This window comes from Methylobacter sp., from assembly GCF_004322395.1.
GTDB lineage: Bacteria > Pseudomonadota > Gammaproteobacteria > Methylococcales > Methylomonadaceae > Methylobacter_A.
Window position 1 is genome coordinate 77341 of record NZ_SCTW01000133.1, and the last position, 19605, is coordinate 96945.

At 52.4% G+C, this 19605-nt stretch carries 2 protein-coding genes; both read right to left on the minus strand.

Annotated features, from left to right (window positions below; all coding sequences use genetic code 11):
* Window positions 1-198: 198 nt before the first annotated feature.
* The gene (locus EPO18_RS17905; RefSeq protein WP_292435713.1) at window positions 199-14352 is read right to left on the minus strand and encodes a non-ribosomal peptide synthetase; all 14154 of its coding nucleotides are present in this window, start codon (window positions 14350-14352) and stop codon (window positions 199-201) included.
* A complete protein-coding gene (locus EPO18_RS17910; protein WP_292435715.1) occupies window positions 14349-19604 on the minus strand; it encodes a type I polyketide synthase in 5256 nt (1751 codons plus the stop codon). The genes EPO18_RS17905 and EPO18_RS17910 overlap by 4 nt, the downstream gene beginning before the upstream one ends.
* Window position 19605 lies beyond the last annotated feature (1 nt).

Consider the following 19605-nt stretch of genomic DNA (forward strand, 5'->3'; position numbering starts at 1 on the left):
GGCAACGCGCTGCATCCATGCAGCGCCCCTGCGGGCAATTCCCGTCGAAAGCTCCGGTGCTCGGCGCGGCAAACGGGAGAAATACTGCCTATCGCAACAATTCAACGCGGATTAAACGGATTGCTCTTCTCATCTTGATAGCGGTTGCCGTCAGTTTATCAGTGTGCATCTGCGCCAATCTGTGGCTAAATATTTATTTTATTTTCTACGTCGACCGGTTTTTTGCCGCTGCGCTTTTTGCTCTGCCCGCGTGACAGAATCGTCAGGCAAATCCGATCCCGCGCTGTCCAGGTACGCAGCCAGTTTGGCTATGCTCGGATAACGGAATAAATCGACGGTTTGCACAACCTTGTTCTGTTGTTGCAGCAAATTCCAAACTTGCATTAACAACAAAGAATGTCCGCCCAAATCGAAAAAATTATCCTCTGTGCCGAAATCTTCACGCTGTAAAACCTGTCGCCAGATGTCCTGCAACTGTTTCTGGGTTTGCGTTTGCGGCTGATTCGCGGAAGGGCTCAGCGAGCCGGTTCGTTGAGGTTTAGGCAAAGCCTTCCGATCCACTTTGCCGGAATGAGTCAGCGCAAACGTCTGCACATGAATAAACTCGGTCGGCAACATATAAGCCGGCAGATATTCCGACAGATAATCGCGCAACTCGAACGGCGTTAAAGGCTGTCCCCGGTAATAGGACAGCAATTGCTGATTATCTTCCCGGCTTTGATCCACGACGGCCACGGCTTGGTCGATATCCGGCCGGTCTTCCAGACGGGCTTCAATTTCACCGAGCTCGATACGATAGCCCCGAATTTTAGCCTGAAAATCCAGGCGCCCCAAATATTCAATACTGCCGTCTTCATGGCGCACGACTTGGTCGCCGGTGCGATACATCCGCTCGCCTGAACCTGAAAACGGATCGGGTATAAAACGCTCGGCAGTTAAATCGGCGCGGTTCTTATAACCTCTCGCCACGCCTTCCCCGGCGATCATTAACTCGCCGGGAAAACCGGCCGGTAGCAGGTTCATGTTTTCATCGACAATATAAAGCCGGGTATTGGCTAACGGCTCACCCAACTTCACTTTATCCGCACCGTTTAACAAACAACGGCTGGACCAGACGGTGGTTTCAGTCGGGCCGTACACATTCCAGACTTGGCCAGCGCAACGCTGTAACTGTTCGGCCAGGTTAATCGGCAAAGCTTCGCCGCCGCATAAGACTTTAAAATGCGCATTACCCTGCCAGCCGGAAGCCAGAAGCAATCGCCAGCTTGCCGGCGTGGCTTGCATCACGGTAATGTCATGCTGTTGCAATAAGCCCTGTAAGGTATGCCCGTCAGCGCTTTGCATACTGTCAGCCAGCACCACAGTCGCCCCCACCGTTAACGGTAAATACAATTCCAGCGCGGCAATATCGAACGCCAGAGTAGTCACGGCCAGCAAACGGTCATCGGCATTGATGCCGGGCTTGTCCGCCATGGTCAGCATAAAGTTAACGATATTTTTATGACTGACCTGAACCGCTTTGGGCTTGCCGGTCGAGCCGGAAGTGTAAATCACATAAGCCAGATTATCCGGGCTGACTTTAGCTTGAAGCCGTTGCGTTTCGATGTTTCGATTCGCCAATAACTGACCGACATCCTGAGCCTTAACCGGAAACTCCAGGTCCGTCTGGCCCTTAACCAGCACCAGCACGGCACCGGAATCCTCAACCATATACTGCATGCGCTTTGCCGGTAGATTAAGATCCAACGGCAAGTAAGCCGCGCCGGTTTTTAACACCGCCAGCAACGCAACCGGCATTTCAACGCAGCGCGGCATACAGATCGCGACAATGCTTTCGGTCGTGATTCCCAAAGCCAGTAACTGTAGCGCCAGCAAGTCGGACTGTTGCTCCAACTGGGCATAAGTCAATTGCCAATCGGCGAATTGCACCGCGACTTTATCGGCCGACTGCTGCGCCTGTTGGGCAATTAATTGATGCAGACAAAGTCCGGGCAGGCATTGCTGGTCGACAGCCTTATCGTTGCTCAACAGAAGCTGTTGCCGCTCCGTTGCTTGAAGCAGGCCGATACCGGTCAACAAGCTCTGAGGGGCGCTTATCATGCGTTCGATAATGCCTTGGAAGTGTTCCAAAAGACGCTGTACGGCCTGAGCCTCAAAGCGCTGCTGTTGATAAGATATTTTCAGCGCTAATTGCTTTCCGGGGGTAATCAGCAGGGTCAACGGCAAGTCGGTCTGTTCATAGACTTGAAAATTATTCAGCTGCAATACCGACGACTGCTTATCCAGGGTTTCATCCATCGGATAATTCTCGAAAATAAACAAGCTGTCGAATAAGCCCTGACCGGCTTGCACCTGACTCCAGCGTTGCAGTTCGGCCAATTGCACATAACTGAAAGGCTCGCGTTCAAGGCTTTCGATCATTAACTGTTGTAATAACTGTTCCAAGGTCTGATCGACTGCTAGCTGCGCACGCACCGGCACGGTGTTGATAAACAAACCGAGCATATCGCCTACTTGATCCAAGCCGGCTGGACGGCCCGAAACGGTAAGCCCGAATAAAACATCCCGGCTGCTGCAATAACAGCTTAGCAAAACCACCCAAGCCGCTTGCAAGACAATATTGACCGTTACCCGCTGCTGTTGGGCGAAACCGTTAATCGCGGCGGTAAAATCCTGATCCAGAACTACTGCCGATTGGTTAAATTCTGTTTGTTGGATATGGCTGTCGCCGCCCAGATCGATAGCCAGCTTGTTTACATCGCTAAAACCGTTGAGCCGGTTGCGCCAGTAAGTTTCCATCGCGTTGCTGTCTTGATCCTGTAGCCAGGCAATATAATCATGGAACGGTCTGCGCTCCGGCAACTGCACTTGTTGACCGGTCACTTTGGCTGCATAAAGACTGAATATATCTTCAATCAGTTTCGGCAGGCTCCAGCCGTCCAGCAGGATGTGATGATAGCTCCAGACAAAAACCGAATGCGTAGCGCCCAGGCGTAACAGTGCAAAGCGCAGCAGCGGCGCGGCTTTAATATCGAACGGCAACTGCTTGTCCTGCTGTAAAAAGCTGTCCACCAATTGCTGTTGTGTCGCTTGATCTTCATTGCTGTAATCGATGTCCTGCCAAGCGAACGGTGCCTGTTCAAAAACCACTTGCAGCGGTTGCTCTGCTCCCAGCCAATCGAAACCGGTTCTCAATATCGGATGCCGCTGTATCAGTTGTTGCCATGACTCGCGCCATAATTCGACATTCAACTCGCCGTTAAAATGCCAACTGACCTGTTGCAGATAGCTGCTGGATTGCTGCGCATAAACACTATGAAATAACAGGCCGTGCTGCAACGGCGATAAAGGATAAATATCCTGTACCGTGCCGCGTTCGGCAATATTTTTTAACCGTTGTTCACTTAACTTAGCCAAAGCGAAATGCGATGATTGATCCGCTGTAACAGGACGCAGCAATTGAATTAATTGTTGTTTAAAACCGGCCAGTAGTTGTTCGATGGTCTCGCTATTGAACTGTAATGGGCTGTAACGTAAATCCAGTTGCAGACAATCTTGATGTACGGCGCTGTTAAAATCCATCAGCAGACCAAATGCCTGTTTACCGGAACGCTCTTCGCCACGCAGTTCTTGCGCCTGCCCGATGAACACCGAATCCTGCTCAGCATTCTCAAAACGCCCCAGGTAATTAAAGCGAATGCCGGTGCTGCGCTGCTCGGCTGCTTGCAGTTGCTGCTGCAACCCTGTTTGATCGGTTAAATACCGGAGCGCGCCGTAGCTCAAGCCTCTATTGGGCAAATCGCGCAATGCCGATTTAACTGCCGTCAGCGCCATATCGTGATTTGCCTCGACTGCCAGTGGAAACAGCGTAGTAAACCATCCGACCGTCCTGGAAACGTCCAAATCGGCAAATAAATTTTCCCGGCCATGACCTTCCAGTTCAATCGACAAGGTTTTCTTGCCCAACCATTGCCATAAGCTTTCCAGCAAAGCGGCCAGTAAAACTTCTTCCACACTGACTTGCAATGCCCTGGGCGCTTGCATCAATGCACGGGTTATATCGCTGTCCAAATGCAGTTGCTGAACCTTAGTGTCCGCCAGCGTTATCGTTTGATCGACCGAATGATCCAGCGGCAGTTGCGCAAATTGCTGTTGGCAATAGCGCAGCCAATAATCTTGGTCAGGTAAAGTCTGCGACCATTGCTTGAACCGCGCTGCCCAATCGATAAATGCCGTAGTTTTTTTCGGCAACCGGGCTTGCTGCTGCTTGCCCGCTGACTGGTAAGCTCGATGCAAATCTTCCAGCAAGATACGCCAGGACACGCCGTCCACCAGCAAATGATGCAGCACTAGCAATAAACGGCCCAGGCTGTTTTTATCGGCCGGTGTGAACAATACTACTCGTAATAAAGGCGATCCGGTTAACTCAAACGAGGCTTGCACCTTGCCGGCCTGCCCGGTTAAATCTGCGGCCTGGGTGAAGGTTTTTAATTGCAGCACGCGGCCAACGTCGTAATCGGCCGGAATAAATAACTGTGCAGGATGCAGTTGCCTGACCTGCATTCTCAATACATCATGATGTTCCAGCAGTGTTGCCAGCGCTTGCCGCAAGGCAGCCGGGTCCATATCCGGCGAAACTTCCAACAACACCGACTGGTTAAAATGCTGTGCATCCTGCTGAACCGTGGAAAAAAAGTAATGCTGTATCGGCGTGCAAGGAACCGAACCCATGACCAGACCCTGCTCAGCCGTAAACTGCTCGGCCACGCTGGCGGATTCAGCCAAAACGGCAATCGTTTGGGCGACGAATATCTGTTTTAAATCCAGGCTAATTCCTGCCTGTCTGGCCCTGGCGACAATCTGGATGCTTAAAATAGAATCGCCGCCCAGCTCGAAGTAGTTGTCGTCGATACCGATACGGTCCTGCTTCAAGACGTCCTGCCAGATGTCAACCAGCGTCTGTTCCAGTTCATTCCGCGCTGGTGTGTACTGCTGCTGAACCTTGATTTCCGGCTCGGCCAGGGCTTTTCTATCCAGTTTGCCGCTGGACGTTAACGGCAGTTTATCCAGTCTGACATACTGGCTCGGGCGCATATAGTCCGGCAGTTGCTGCAACTGATGCTTGACCGCTTCGTCAAGGTCCTCTGTTTTGCTGACCAGGTAGGCAACCAACCGTTTGCTTTGGCCTTGCTCCCAGACTTTGACTGCGGCATCCTGAATATCCGGATGCTGTTTCAGCACGCTTTCGATCTCGCCCAGCTCTATCCTGAATCCCCTGAGCTTGACTTGGCCGTCTTCGCGGCCCTGGTACTCGATCACGCCGTCGGCCCGGTAACGGCAGATGTCGCCGGTGCGGTACATCCGCTCGCCTTGTCCGAACGGGTTTGGAATAAAACGCTCGGCGGTAAGCCCAGCTTTGCGGTGGTAGCCCCGCGCCAAACCAATACCGGCAATGTAAAGCTCGCCGGACACCCCGACCGGAACCGGTTGCAGTTGGCTGTCCAGGATATATAACTGAATGTTGTCGATCGGTTTGCCGATTGCCACGATACTGCTAGCCTTATCGTCCGCCCGGCAAGGCCATTCGCTGACGTCGATCGCCGCTTCGGTCGGGCCGTATAGGTTGTATAGTTGCGCATCGAGCTTGCCATAAACTTGCTGTTGCAGGCTTAACGGCAGCGCCTCACCGCTACAGATGATACGTTTCAGGCTGGAGCAACGGGCCGCCTCCGGCTCTTCGATAAACGCTTGCAACATCGACGGCACGAAATGCAGGGTATTGATCTGCTGTGCCTGGATCAGTTGCGCCAAGTAGTGGCTGTCTTTGTGACCGTTCGGTTTGGCGATGACCAGTTTCGCACCGGTGATCAACGGCCAGAAGAATTCCCAGACCGAGACGTCGAAACTGTACGGGGTTTTTTGCAGCACGGTATCGTGTTGACTCAGGCCGTAAGCGCGCTGCATCCAATTGATCCGGTTCGCCAGCGCCTGATGGTTGTTCGCGACGCCTTTGGGTTGACCGGTCGAACCGGAGGTGTAGATCAGGTAGGCGATATTATCCGGCTGTAGCTTAAGCGTTGGTGCTGTACTTGGCTGCTGCTCAAGTTCCGTTTGCAGCGTTTCGATGCACAGCAACCGGCCCGGATACTCGCCGAGTTTGCAGGTCAGGGCTTGTTGAGTCAGGCAGAGTTGAGCACCTGCATTGGCGATCATGTAATCGAGCCGTTCCTGCGGGTAATCCGGGTCCAACGGCACGTAGGCGGCCCCGGCCTTGACGATTGCATGCAGGCTGGTCACCATCTCCAGGCTGCGCTCCATGCACACCGCAACCAGGCTTTCGATACCGACGCCTTGCTGCGTTAAATAATGTGCGAGCCGGTTGCTGCGCTGTTCCAGTTCGGCATAAGTCAGTTCTGTTTGCTCATAAACCAGCGCTATCGCGTCCGGGGTTTGCTGCGCTTGGCGGCTTAACAGTTCAGGGATCAGGCTGCTCGGATAGCTATAATTAGTCTCGTTCCAATGGTCAATATATAGCTCTCTCTCTTGAGCCTGCACCAATTGAAAATCAGCCAAACTCTTGTTGCCGGATGCCAATAAAAAATTCAGCGCCAATTTAAAATGCCCCAGCACTCGGCTAATGGTCTCGGCAGCAAAAACCTCCGCTTGGTACATGGCTTTAATGTGCAGTCGCTCGCCCGGCACAATTACCAGCGTTAACGGGTAATTGGTTTGTTCTTTAAAATGAACATCGGTGATCTTCAAAGCGCTGTTGTCAGCGTTTAGCAAACCAGCTTCCAACGGGTAATTTTCCAGCACCAGCAAACTCTGGAACAAAGACTGCCCGGCGCTCAGCCCGCTGCATTCAATGATTTTATTCAGCGGCAGATAAGCATGCGCATCGCGCTTGAACTGTTCGGCAGTTAACGATTGCAGCCAATCGCCAACCTGCTGGTCATCGATATGCGCCGTGACCGGAATGGTGTTGATAAACAAGCCGACTACCGACTCTATGCCCGGTAGCTCAGGAGGACGGCCGGACACGGTCATGCCAAAAACAACATCCTGCTCGGAACTGTACCTGTTCAGGATTAACGCCCAGGCCGCCTGTAACAATACCGCCAAAGTTGTGCGTTGCTGTTTGACGAAGGCTTTAATGTCCTGGCTTAGTTGGGCATCCCATACCATGACTTGATCGGCGTAACCCGTCCCTGCTTTCTGCTCGACACAAGGCAGCGCCGTTGCAGCCTGAATCTTCGATAACTGTTGCTGCCAATATTCAATCGAGGGGCGTTGATCCTGCTCGGCAAGCCAATGGATATAATCGGCAAAAGGCCGCGTCGGCTTGGGCTGGTAAGCCTGCCCTGCCAGCAAAGCCTGATACTGCTGAGCCACCTCGGTTAACACCAACGGCAAAGACCAGCCATCCATCAATAAATGATGGTAACTCCAGAGCAAGTAATAGTGCTGCTCAGCCAGTTTGATTAAGGTTAAGTGCGACAACGGCCCACGGCTAACATCAAAGCCTTGAGCTGCCTGCTCTGTTTGCAGCTCGGCTTGTTTTTGCTGCTGTTCACTAACCGGCAGGCCGCTCCAATCCAGTTCCTGCCAGGAGCAAAAGCCGGTTTCGTTTAAGGCCTGATAAGGCTTGTCTGTGTCCTGCCAGATGAACACGCGTCTTAACGATTCATGCTGCTCAAAAACCGCCCACCAAGCCTGCTTAAAAAGATCGGCTTGAACATGTCCGCTAAATTCCAATGCTATCTGCTGACAATAAACCGCTTTATCGTCTTCATACAAAGCATGAAACAACATCCCTTCCTGGGTCGGCGACAATGGCAGTTGATCGCTGACCGTATTCACCTTAATGGCTTGTTGCCCGGTTTGTTTGGTCAATCCGGCCAGTTCTGAAATGGTTTGCCCAAGGAATAAATCTTCAACCCGCAGGTCAAGACCGGCTTGTCTGGCCCTGGCGACAATCTGGATGCTTAAAATCGAATCGCCGCCCAGCTCGAAGTAGTTGTCGTCGATGCCGATACGGTCTTGTTTTAAGACCTCCTGCCAGATGTCGACCAGCGTTTGCTCCAGCGCATTCCGCGCCGCTGTGTACTGCTGCTGTACTTTGATTTCGGGCTCGGCCAGGGCTTTTCTGTCCAGTTTGCCGCTGGCTGTCAACGGCAGTTGCTCCAGCCTGACGTATTGGCTCGGGCGCATGTAGTCCGGCAGTTGCTGCACCTGGTGCTTGACCGCTTCGTCCAGGTCCTCTGTTTTGCTAACCAGATAAGCGACCAACCGCTTGCTTTGACCTTGTTCCCAGACTTTGACCGCGGCATCCTGAATACCCGGATGCTGCTTGAGTACGCTTTCGATTTCGCCCAGCTCTATCCTGAAGCCTCTGAGCTTGACTTGGCCGTCTTCGCGGCCCTGGTATTCGATCACGCCATCGGCGCGGTAACGGCAGATGTCGCCGGTGCGGTACATCCGCTCGCCTTGCCCGAACGGATTCGGGATAAAGCGCTCGGCGGTCAGTTGGGCTTTGCGGTAATAGCCGCGCGCCAAACCAATACCGGCGATATACAGTTCGCCGGACACGCCGACCGGAACCGGTTGCAGTTGGCTATCCAGGATGTATAGCTGGATATTGTCGATCGGTTTGCCGATGGCCACGATGCTGCTTGCCGTATCGTCCGCCCGGCAATGCCATTCGCTGACGTCGATAGCCGCTTCGGTCGGGCCGTAGAGGTTGTACAACTGCGCATCGAGTTTGCTGTAGACTTGCTGTTGCAGGCTTAACGGCAGCGCCTCGCCGCTACAGATGATGCGTTTCAGGCTGGCGCAACGGGCCGCTTCCGGCTCTTCGATAAAGGCTTGCAGCATCGACGGCACGAAATGCAGGGTGTTGATCTGCTGCGTTTGGATCAGTTGCGCCAGGTAATGGCTGTCTTTATGCCCGTTCGGTTTGGCGATGACCAGTTTCGCTCCGGTGATCAACGGCCAGAAAAATTCCCAAACCGAAACGTCAAAGCTGTACGGGGTTTTTTGCAGCACAGTGTCTTGCCGGCTCAGGCCGTAAGCACGCTGCATCCAGTTGATCCGGTTCGCCAGCGCCTGGTGGTTGTTCGCGACGCCTTTGGGTTGTCCGGTCGAACCGGAGGTGTAGATCAGGTAGGCGATATTGTCCGGCTGTAGCTTCAGTTCCAAAGCAGTACCGGGGTAGTGTGCCAGTTCGGTTTGCAGGACTTCGATGCACAGCAAGCGGCCCGGATAATCGCCGAGTTTGCCGGTCAGGGCTTGCTGGGTCAGGCAGAGTTCGGCTCCTGCATTCTGGATCATATAGTCCAGCCGTTCCTGCGGGTAATCCGGGTCCAACGGCACATAAGCGGCGCCGGCTTTGACAATCGCATGCAGGCTGATCACCATCTCCAGGCAGCGCTCCATGCACACCGCAACCAGGCTTTCGATGCCGACGCCTTGCTGTCTTAAATAATGCGCGAGCCGGTTGCTGCGCTGCTCCAGTTCGGCATAAGTCAATTGTGCTTGTTCAAAAACCAGCGCTACCGCGTCCGGGGTTTGCTGCGCTTGGCGGCTTAGCAGTTCCGGGATCAGGCTGTCCGGATAGCTGTAATCGGTGGCGTTCCAATCTTTTAAAACTTTTGTTTGTTGCGCTGTCGTTAATACCGAAATTCGAGCAAGCGGCAAAGCGGGGTTCTTGGCGACCGCATCCAGCACTGTCGCCATCGCCGACAATAGCTGTTCAATGCTGGCCTGCTCAAATAAATCCGTACTGTATTCCATCGCCAGCGACCAATCATCGCCTTCTTCGGTCACATATAAAGTCAGATCGCACTTGGCCGTTGCACTGGGCAAGACCATTGGCTGTACATCTAAACCGGCTAATGAAAAAGCTTGCTGTTCCTGTCCCTGATAAACAAACATCACTTGAAATAACGGCGTAACCGCCAAATTTCGTTCCGGCTGCAAGGCCTCGACTAAACCTTCAAAAGGGTAATATTGATGTTCATAAGCACCCATAGCGGTTGTCTTGACCACATCGAGCAACTGCTCGAAGCTTTGGTTCGAATCAATCTTAATCCGCATTAACAACGTATTGACGAACAGCCCGACCAGATCATGCAACTCCACTTTATCCCTGTTCGCAACCGGCGTGCCGATCATAAAATCCAGCTGCCCGCTGTAACGATAAAGCAGCACGGAAAATGCGCTCAGCAGCAACATAAAATCGGTCGCCCCGCGCTGCTTTGCATAAGCTTGCAAACTTGCACGGGTTTGGGCTGGAATTTGGCTAAACTGCATCGCGCCGCGAAAGCTGGGCAGCATCGGGCGGCTGTGATCGTAATTTAAGACTAAGGTAGTCGGCGCATCCTGCAAGGCCGCCAGCCAATAGTCCCGTGCCAGATTAAACCAGCCTTCGTCGCTTAACTGTCTTTGCCAACGACAGTAATCGGTATATTGCACCGGCAACTCCGGCAATTGAGTTTGGCTATTTTGCACATGTTGCCGATACAAAGCCGATAAATCCTGCAGCAACACATTAACCGACCAGCCATCGGAAATAATGTGGTGCATGACCAGCAATAACAGGCTGTGCTGCTCATCGACATCCAATAATGCTGCTTTAAACACCTGCCCTATTGACAAATCCAGAGTCGCATTGGCTTCCTGTCGAACGATATGCTCAAGCCCCTGGGCCTTGACTTGATCTTCGGAATAACAGCTGACCGAATGGTCGACATCGGCTAAAACCTGTTGTTCCAACGAATGGCCATTGCCCACTATTTTTGTGCGTAGCGCCTGATGCCGGTTGACCAAGTCTTCAATTGCCCCGGTCAATGCCGGTTTATTCAGTTGCCCACGCAAATGAAAAGCCAGCGGAATATGATAAACACCCGCCGCATTTTCCAGCGTGTTTACAAACCATAAGCGCTCCTGGGAAAAAGCCAGCGGCGCATGATCCCGATGCTGAACTTTAATAGCAGGCCATGCTTGGTAATGTTGATGTTCGACATCTAGCAACCGACTTAATCCCTCTATAGACGAATGATTAAACACATCTTCTATACTGAGCTTGGTCTGAAAAGCTTCCGTCAATTTGGCAATCAGCCGCAAGGCCAGCAATGAATGGCCGCCGACATGGAAAAAATTGGTATGGATGCCAAAATCCCGGTGCTTTAATAATTGTTGCCAAATGTCGGCTATCCGTTGCTGAACGTCGTTTTCCGGCGCTGTCCGCTGTTCATCCGAACTGACCAGTTCCATTGCCGGCAACGCCTTGCGATCCACTTTACCGTTATTGGATAAAGGCAACGCAGGCAACACCATAAAACCGGCCGGCAGCATGTAATCGGGCAAGAATCCCTGCATGAATTCGCGTATTTGCTTGATCAGCGCGGACGTATTTTCGACGTCTTCATGCAGCGTTATATAAGCTAGCAAGGCTTTCTCGCCCCTGAATTGATCCGCTGTCAGCACGCAATTTTGCACGGCCAGATGCTTTTTCAGCACGGCTTCGATTTCGCCGAGCTCAATCCTGAATCCCCTGAGCTTGACTTGACCGTCTTCGCGGCCCTGATATTCGATCACGCCATCGGTACGGTAACGGCAAATATCGCCGGTGCGGTACATCCGCTCGCCTTGTCCGAACGGGTTCGGGATAAAGCGCTCGGAGGTCAATTGGGCTTTGCGGTGATAGCCGCGTGCCAAGCCGATGCCGGCGATGTACAGTTCGCCGGACACGCCGACCGGAACCGGTTGCAGTTGGCTGTCCAAAATATACAGTTGGATGTTGTCGATCGGCTTGCCGATTGCCACGATGCTGCTGGCGGTGTCGTCCGGCCTGCAATGCCATTCGCTGACGTCGATCGCCGCTTCAGTCGGGCCGTACAGGTTGTACAGTTGCGCATCGAGTTTGCTGTAGACTTGCTGTTGCAGGCTTAACGGCAAGGCCTCGCCGCTGCAAATGATGCGTTTTAAACTGGCGCAACGGGCCGCTTCCGGCTCTTCGATAAACGCTTGCAGCATCGACGGCACGAAATGCAGGGTGTTGATCTGCCGGGTTTGGATCAGTTGCGCCAGGTAGTGGCTGTCTTTGTGCCCGTTCGGTTTGGCGATGACTAGCTTGGCGCCGGTGATCAACGGCCAGAAGAATTCCCAGACCGACACGTCGAAGCTGTACGGGGTTTTTTGCAGCACGGTGTCTTGCCAGCTCAGGCCGTAAGCAAGCTGCATCCAGTTGATCCGGTTTGCCAGCGCTTGATGATTGTTCGCGACGCCTTTGGGTTGTCCGGTCGAACCGGAGGTGTAGATCAGGTAGGCGATGTTATCCGGCTGTAGCTTAAGCGTTGGTGCTGTACTTGACTGCTGTGCAAGCTCTGTTTGCAGCGTTTCGACGCACAACAATCGGCCCGGATAATTGCCGAGTTTGCCGGTCAGGGCTTGTTGCGTCAGGCAGAGCTCAGCGCCCGCATTGACAATCATGTAATCGAGCCGTTCCTGCGGATAATCCGGGTCCAACGGCACATAAGCGGCCCCGGCCTTGACGATCGCATGCAGGCTGATCACCATCTCCAAACTGCGCTCCATGCACACCGCAACCAGGCTTTCGATGCCGACGCCCTGCTGCCTTAAATAATGCGCCAATTGGTTGCTGCGTTGCTCCAGTTCGGCATACGACAATTGAGATTGTTCATAGACCAGCGCTATCGCGTCCGGGGTCTGCTGCGCTTGACGGCTTAACAGTTCCGGGATCAGGGTATCCGGATAGCTATAAGAAGTGTCGTTCCAAGTTCGTAATAATTGCTGTTGGTAATCCTTGTTCAACAAGGGCACAAGAACGGCTTTACTGTCCTTGTAGTCGGGCAGATGCTTCAGGATATTCAGGTAATAATCGGCCAGCCTTTCTGCGTCATCAACATCCAATATATCGGTATTAAATTTAATCGAGCCGATTAAATCGCCTCCCGCTTCCATCAGTTCCAAGGACAAATCGAACTGCCCTTCCTGCTGAAACAACGTATACGGCGCCAATGACAAACCGCCCCAATCCACGGTTTTGTCCGCCGCATGGTCGCTGCTATTCGTATCGAGAAGCTGCTGCGCTTTTTGCAGTTGCTGGAACACAAAAGCGGCCTGAAATAATGGCGGGCGGCTGGTGTCGCGCGACAACGACAGTCGCTCCAAAACCAGAGCCAGAGGAAATGCCTGATGCGCCATCGCCGAGAGCACTTCCTGACGACAGGCTTTAATAAAATCCGCGACCGTTTGCTCTGCGTTTAATTCGGACAGCAACGGCAGCGGATTAACGAAATAGCCGACGACCTCGGCATAACGATCGTCATCCCGGCCGGCCAGCGGCGTACCGACACAGAGCTGTTGCTGGCCGCCGCAACGATGCAGCAATAACTGATAGGCCGAAAGCAGTAACACATATAAGGTGACGCCTAACTCGGCAGTCAGGGATTTCAAAGCGACCAGTGTCCGGCTATCTATCCGTAGCGGGTACGAAGCCCCCTGATAACTGCGCTGAGCCGGGAAAGGCCGCTTGGCAGGCAAGCTTAATAAAGGCGGTGTTTGGGCAAATTTGTCGCGCCAGTAATGCCAATCCTGCTCCAGCTCTCCCGAATCCACGCGGGCTACCTGTTGTTCGGCAAACTGGCGATATGATGATGACAACGCCGGTAATTCGGGCTGCCGACCGGCAGCTAACGCCGAATAAACCTGCGCCAGTTCATCCAGTAACAGCCATAACGACCAGCCGTCGCCAATGATATGATGAAAAACAAGCAGCAACACATATTGCTGTGGCGAACGCTTAAACAAACGCACTCTAAACAAAGGCTGCTGGTTATTCAGATTGAACGGTGTTTCGTAACTCTGGTTAACCTGTTGTTGTAACGCCTCATCATCCCAGTCAGCTGCATCTATAAGCTGAAAATCCACGGCTGCTTCAGGGCTGATAAACTGCTCCGGTTCCCCGGCCTGTTCCCGGAAGCGTAATTTGAGCGCTGCATGCCGTTCGGCTAAATACGACAAAGCCTGATTCATTTTGTCAGTATCGACAGCGGAAAGAATCCTGGCTGAAAAGGCTACGTTATAGGCCGCGCTGTTCGGTGCGGTTTGGTGCAAAAACCATAAAGCCCGCTGCCCGTAAGTCAACGCAAAAGGCTGTTGTTGCTGGGCTTCTAAATAATCTATCAGCGCCTGTTTATTGGCTTTAAGCTCGGCCATCAGCGCTTCCGTCATCGACTGCTTGGGGGCTCGATAACGTAATTTACCGTCTTCCAACCAAACTTCGACCCGATTATCAGCCAGTTTTTGCATCAATCCTTGTAGGCTCAAAGTTCGCCCTCCAGCATGTCTTCATCTTCGTTTATAGGTTCGGCGATAGCTTGCCCCGACTGCGACAAGCTGTTTTCAAGATAATCGATCAAGCCCCAACCATCGCTTTGCAATAATTGACTGACCGGCACTTCGGTTTGCAGGGTTTTACGCATCAACGAGCGAAACTCAACCGCCGCCAATGAGTCCAAACCCAGCGAGCTTAAAGAGCTGCCCAACTCAAGCTGCGATATTGGCAGTTTTAATATCTGCGCCAGCTGCTGCTTAACCCAGTCGGCCAATAGCTCCCTGATTTGCTCAGGCTCGGCCATCCGCAACCGCTCCAAATATTCGGCAGTATTGATAGCCATCGCCACATTGTTAGCCGGAACCAGCTCTTTCAGTAAGCCCGGAGCCGCGCTATAAGACAGGCTCTTGGAGACTTTTTGCCAATCGAAATTCACAATGCAAACTTGTCCGTTTTGCCTATTGATCAGTTGGTCCAGAACTGCCCCGGCTCTCTCTTCATCGATCAAGCCCAAACCCGACTGCTGCCAAAACTCACGCATCGCATCGCTGCTTTGCTGCTGCATGCCGTTTTGCCAGGGCCCCCAATTTATGCTTAGCGCCGGAAAACCTTCATGGTTTCGTTGCCACGCCAGCGCATCCATCGCCGCATTGGCTGCTGCATAGGCTCCCTGCCCTATATTGCCTAACAAAGCGTTCAACGAGGAATACAGCCAAAAAAAGTCCAGCGGGATTGGCCGCGAAGCTTTATCAAGCAACGCCGCCGCTTGCAGTTTTACCCGGTTCAACTGTTCCAGGCGTTGGGCCGATTGGTTCAACAGCAGGTCATCGTCGCTAAAGCCCGCGCAATGAATGATGCCTTTTAACGGCCTGCCAGATTGAGTGATGTCGGCAAACAGTTGTTCGACTGCCTGCGCCTGGGTTATATCCGTTTGGAAAATAACCAATTCAAGGTCTGCGTGTTGATGTTGCAATGCCTGTAGCTCTGCCGGTAATCGCGGATTTTGCTGGCGGCTGGTTAGATATAGATGACGGGCGCCTTGGCGAATCAGCCAGCAAGCCGTCGCCAAACCTAAAGCGCCTAAGCCGCCGGTCACCAAGTAAGAAGCTTGGCTATCGATGAGTATTTGAGTTTCGCTTTTTGATTTATAGCGCTGCAAGCGTTGAGCGAATATTTCTTGATCGGTAGCTATTAACCGCTGTTCGCCGCTACTATCCAATAACGCAGTTAGCAATTGTCGATCCGCATTCGAATCGATGATGCGCGGATTGAGCTCGGCATGTTCCTGTAACAAAACAGTGGCCATGCCCCATAATGCAGCTCCGGCATAATTAAGCTGCCGGCAAAATTCGCCCTGCGCCTGCCGAGTGACCAGCGTTAAGCGAACGTTATGCCCTTGCAGCCGTTGCAATAACTCCAGCAACTGCGCACAGACTGCCATTGCCTGAGCCGGTTCGGTCGATACCGACAATGCGGTTAAATCGACAACCTCATCAACATCGGTTAAATCCGTTTCGGCAAATTGCTTAAAATCGAGTACGCGAACTTGATGGCCCTGACTTAACAACTGATCGGCAATGCTTGTATTTTCTTTGTCCGAGATCAGCAACCAAGACCGAACCGTGTTATTGGCTGTAGCAACATGCGGCCGCCAGACGAGCTGGTAATCCCAATCGCTGACCGGCATCAACATTTGCTTTAAACGGCTCTCGCTGACCGTTGCGACTTCCACACCGCTTATCGAAAACTGCAATTGTTTCCGGCTGTTGAATAGTGATAAATCAACTTGCCCGGCGTCGTTTAACTCGCCGCCGATCCAATGGCTGTCGGCGAAATCCTGCCTAAAACACTGAATCTTCCCGATCCGCACCGGCAAGCGCAAGCCATCGCTGTTTGGTTTAAATACCGCGGCCATTAACTGCATCGCCAAATCCAACAAAACCGGATGTGGTGCTTCGAGCTGTTCGTTAATTTGCGGAACATTGAGTTCCGCGACGGCTTTATTTTGCTGCTGCCAGAGCTGTTCAATTCCTTGAAAACTCGGGCCGTATTGCAAGCCATGTTCGGCAAACAATTGATAATACTGTTGCCCTGAAAGCGGGGCTGCGTTGTCTGCCAACGATAAAAATGGCTGAGCTGTATTACCTGTCTGTTGAAGATTAGCGCTAACATGCTGCAACCAAGTATCGGTCTTTGATTTTTGACTCAATATTTTCACAGAATCGTTATCGGTCAATATCAATTGCAGTGTGATTGAATCTTGCTCCGGAATCAGCAAGGCCCTTTCTATTTCCAAATCAATAATCGCAAAATCCATATGGCCGTTGCGCTTGAACATGGCTTCATAAATTAAAGCTATCAACAAAGCTATGGGCGCAACAGGCAAGCCGTAAACCCGATGTTGATTTAACCAAGACCTGTTTGCGGCAGTTAATTTAAGCTCGAACACTTCGGTGTTGTCAGGCAATGCCGAACTGCTCAGCCACTGGCCCCACAACGGATGTTGATCGGAAACCGAAACCGGTTGATTGGTAAACCACTCAGGCCAATAGCGCTGCCGTTGCCAAGGGTATGTCGGTAAATCGGTCAACCTGCCGCTATTCAGAGACTGCCAATCCAGCTCCAGGCCGCCAGCCACGATGTCGGCCAAGGCTTGGTTAATCGCTTGAATGCTGTTATCGCCAGCGCAAGCCGCGATCACGGGCATATTCTCCGCATTTTGCCTTACCAATCCGGTCAACACGGGTTTTGGACCTATTTCAATTAACAAGTCCAGCCCTTGCTGCTGTAGCGTATCAACGCTTTGTTGGAACTGAACCGGCTGTCGTAAATGTTGTAACCAGTAATCGGCCTCTGCATAACAGCCTGTTTCAAGTTTTGCGGTCAGGTTGGAAACAATCGGTAGCGAAGCGCTATTTAATTTAACTTCGGCCAATTTATCGGCAAAAGCAGTCAATACCGGCTGCATACAAGATGAATGAAAGCCGTGCGAAGTAGCAAGACGTGTATGTTCCAATCCTTGCTCGGTACAGCTTTGTAGAAACTTGATCAGTTCGGATTCTTCACCGGAAACCACTTGGTTTTCCGCGCTGTTATAAGCTGCAATCGCCAAAGCCGGAAAATCCGGCAACATTGCCTGAACTTTCCGGGCGGAAGCAAATACCGCCGCCATGCCGCCTTGTCCCGGCGCCTGCTGCATTAACCGGGCCCGATTAACAACCAAGCGTAAACCCTGCTCCAGATCGAATACGCCGGCAATACAGGCTGCGACATATTCCCCTAAACTGTGCCCGATCAGGCAAGCCGGCTTTACGCCCCAAGCCAGCCATTGCTTTGCCCAGGCATATTCAAACGCGAATAGAGCCGGTTGGGCATTTGCGGTTTCGCTAATTTCCTCTGCGCTATTATCGAGCAATAATCTTTTTAGATCGATTGAGCTAAATTGCTGCAATAGCCGATCGCACTGGTCCACTTGCTCGGTAAACTCGGGATAATAGCCGTACATTTGCGCAGCCATTCCTGCCCACTGCGAGCCTTGCCCGGTAAATAACAGGCCGACACGCTGCTTGGGTTTAGTGACAAGCCGATAAGCGCCCGATGCTGCACCTGACTCGGCAAATCGTTCCAGCTGAGTTTTAAATTCATCCGCAGAATCTGCGATTAACACCAGCCGATGATTAAATCGAGAGCGTCGAGAATTGGCTGTGTAGCAAATATCGGCCAAATTCGCCTGTTTCTGGCTGAATAGCGGGGCATAATCAGCTGCCAACTGCTGCAAAGCCGGATAGGTTTTGGTCGATAAAATCAGCAGGTTTAAACCCGGCTGCTTTAACGGCTTTAGTCCGGTTTCAGGTGCTTGCTCGACTATTAAATGAACATTGGTGCCGCTTAAACCAAAAGAACTGACCGCGGCTATTCGCGGCTTGCCGGAATCGGGCCAGTGTTGACGTTCAAGCGGAATTTTTACCGGCCAGGATTGCCAGTCGATATGTGAGCTGGGCTGGGTAAAATGCAGATGGGGGAAAATTTCAGCTTCATGTAACGACAAAGCGGCTTTGATTAAACCGGCAATTCCGGCGGCGGCTTCCAGATGGCCTAGATTGGTTTTTACCGAAGCTACGTAAACCGGTTCTTGATCCCTGTTCTTGCCATAGCTGGCCGCCAATGCCCGCATTTCAATCGGGTCTCCCAACGGCGTACCGGTGCCATGCGTTTCTATGTAACCGACTTGCTCCGGCTTTACCCCGGCTGCGGCCAGAGCCGTATTAATCAACGCCTGTTGCGACGGCCCTGACGGAATGGTTAATCCGCCGCTCGCACCATCCTGGTTAACCGCCGAACCCCGGATGACCGCCCAAATGGAATCGCCGTGTTTTTCAGCATCGGATAAACGTTTTAATACAATCGCGCCGCAGCCTTCCGAGCGGATAAAACCGTCCGCATTTTCCGCAAAAGTCTTGCATCTTGCCTCCGCCGAAAGCATACCGGCACGGCTGAATGCAACGTAAGTTTCCGGCGCCAAGATAACATTAACGCCGCCGGCCAACGCCATATCGCATTCGCCCAGACGCAAACTCTGGCAAGCATTATGGACAGCCAACAACGATGAGGAACACGCGGTATCGACGGCCATGCTGGGCCCGGTCAATCCTAACCAATAAGACAAGCGCCCTGCCAGGATGTTTAATGACGCGCCTGTGCCCAGATAAGCATCGATCCGGTCGATCGGCAGTTTTTTAGCCATGATCGCAGCAAAATCAAAACTGCTGGCCCCGACAAAAACGCCGGTTTGACTGGAAAATAAATCGCCAGGAACGATATTGGCCTGTTCCAGCGCTTCCCAACACACTTCCAGCCATAAGCGCTGTTGCGGGTCCATTGCCATCGCTTCGCGCGGGGAAATGCCGAAAAAACCGGCATCGAACCGGTCCAGGTGCTCAATAAAACCGCCTTCCCGAACATACATTTTTCCCGGCTGTTCAGGGTTGGAATCGAAATAATCGTCAACCTGCCAGCGCCAAGCGGGCATCGGCGTTATCGCATCGCGGCCTTCTCGCAGTAAATCCAGATACGCCGATAAACCTGCCTCCGCCCCAGGAAAACAGCAGCCCATACCGACAATGGCTATCGCTTCCTTGTGTTGGTTCTGTGCATTTTTAAGCTTTCCCTCTAACGCATCGATCTTTCGCAACGCATCCAGCATTAATGCACGATAATCTGTTTTTTGTTCGGTCTTTTCCGTCATC